This window comes from Coleofasciculus sp., from assembly GCF_046565525.1.
Taxonomy (GTDB): Bacteria; Cyanobacteriota; Cyanobacteriia; order Cyanobacteriales; family Coleofasciculaceae; genus Coleofasciculus.
This window is the reverse complement of the sequence record NZ_JBKHUP010000242.1, coordinates 1-1,707: the sequence shown is the minus strand read 5'-3', so window position 1 is coordinate 1,707 and position 1,707 is coordinate 1. Positions and strand designations below refer to the sequence as shown.

General features: G+C 42.1%; 3 protein-coding genes. All 3 read left to right on the top strand.

What is annotated here, in order from left to right:
• Nucleotides 1-124: 124 nt before the first annotated feature.
• The 3 genes from ACLGGO_RS35490 to ACLGGO_RS35480 all read left to right on the top strand — a co-directional run bounded on the left by ACLGGO_RS35490 (nt 125) and on the right by ACLGGO_RS35480 (nt 1,657).
• Nucleotides 125-805, top strand: coding sequence for a hypothetical protein (locus ACLGGO_RS35490; RefSeq protein WP_446422838.1), 681 nt, complete (start codon nt 125-127; stop codon nt 803-805).
• Between the two features lie 6 nt (nt 806-811).
• Nucleotides 812-976, top strand: a complete 165-nt coding sequence (locus tag ACLGGO_RS35485; RefSeq protein WP_446422837.1) for a hypothetical protein — start codon at nt 812-814, stop codon at nt 974-976.
• 75 nt (nt 977-1,051) lie between these two features.
• Nucleotides 1,052-1,657 (top strand): Uma2 family endonuclease, encoded by a 606-nt coding sequence (locus ACLGGO_RS35480; RefSeq protein WP_446422836.1) that lies wholly within the window; start codon nt 1,052-1,054, stop codon nt 1,655-1,657.
• Nucleotides 1,658-1,707 lie beyond the last annotated feature (50 nt).

The following is a 1,707-nucleotide window of genomic DNA, read 5'->3' as shown; positions in this document are numbered from 1 at the left end:
CAAGTTTCTTTAGATGACATCAAAGGATGGTTTACTCATTGTTGCTACTGTACCTCACTAGACTGAGAAATGCTGTAGAAGAATTCAAAAAAGGCTTACTCCAAAAAATGTTTATGTAGGTGCTATGGAAAGTTTAGAAACCCTAGTAAAAAGACACCTCACGGAGTTTCCTGACTTCCAATACTATGGCGCATTTGGCGAATTTATCAGCGCCATTGAAAACTATCACCATGACTTAAACACAGGAGTCAGTGCAGACTGCTGTAATGCGCTCCTCCAAAGTATTTGTAAGACAATTATCACACAAATTAGTTCCGATCTAAGCTTAGAAGAAGTAGAGAAACTTAATACTGATAAATTGGTATCAAAAACAGCGCATTTACTCAAGAAAAATGACGATATGCACGAAAATAATTTTGTTAGAAGACTTACAAAATTAATGGAGCCAATTAGGAAGCTGAGGGATACAAGAGGAGATTTTTCACATGGTAAATGTATTCCTAAAGAGCTGATCAGCGATCAAGATTTATCTCGACTTCTGAGGGAGATAACCGAAAGTTTATCTCGTTACTTTATATCTTCTTTTTTTAGCTTTTCACTAGAAAAGTCAGACAAAGAAGTTGAGATTGAGGACGATAGAGTGAGCTATGAAGACAATCCAGAATTCAATGACTTCCTAGACGAAGAATATCCCTACGAGGGCAAACTACTCTACAGCCAAGCCCTCTACACCCTCTACTATGAAGACTACGAAATCCAACTCCAAGACTTCCTTGATGAACAAGAACGATTAAACGCAGAGTAAACCACCATGATTCAATCTGAGGCACAGCTAGAGCAAAACCTGATCGACCGACTGAGCGGACTCGGCTACGAACCCGTCACCATCCGCAACGCCGCCGACCTCAGCGCCAACCTAAAAACCCAACTCGAAAAACACATCAAAAAAGGCTTACTCCAAAAAATGTTTGTTTAGCTTGTTAAAATCAAACCAAATAACCCAGAGCTAAACTACCCCCAATCCGCGACAAACTGAAGAGGTCACAAAACCATGATCGCAGCCCCAGAAAAATTCCCCACCCTAACCCCCGAAGAATACTTCACTTGGGAAGAACAGCAACTCGAAAAACACGAGCTGATCGACGGTCAAGTTTATGCCATGGGTGGCGGCAGTGTTAATCATGGTCGCCTTGCCATTAGACTTACAGCCATGTTTGATAATCACCTAAAAAATAGCAGTTGCATCACGGGCAATTCTGACATCAAAATTAATATTGTTGAGACTAATAACTACACCTACCCCGATGCCAGCGTCACCTGCGACGATCGCGATAAAACCACAACCCAATACATTACCTATCCCTGCCTAATCGTTGAAGTTCTTTCCCCCAGCACCGAAGCCTACGACCGAGGCAGCAAATTTAGAATGTATCGCCATAATCCAGCCCTAAAAGACTATTTGTTAGTCAGTTCCACCCGCATGGAAATCGATTTGTATCACAAAAAAGATACAGGCGAATGGCTGATCGTCAACTACCAACCCGGCGACACCATCGAACTCAAAAGCATCAATCTAAGTTTTCCCATTGAGCAAATCTATCGCAATCTCAACCTCACCCCAGAAACTGAATGTAAGGATTCAGGTTCACCCTTGTGAGTGAAAAGGTTGCCTTGATTATTAGGGGTGGAGCCAGAGTCTTACCCAAG

Excerpts from the sequence above, each read along its gene's own strand:
- ACLGGO_RS35485 (WP_446422837.1), top strand. The coding sequence starts at position 812 with ATGATTCAATCTGAGGCACAGCTAGAGCAAAACCTGATCGACCGACTG.
- ACLGGO_RS35490 (WP_446422838.1), top strand. The coding sequence starts at position 125 with ATGGAAAGTTTAGAAACCCTAGTAAAAAGACACCTCACGGAGTTTCCT.
- ACLGGO_RS35480 (WP_446422836.1), top strand. The coding sequence starts at position 1,052 with ATGATCGCAGCCCCAGAAAAATTCCCCACCCTAACCCCCGAAGAATAC.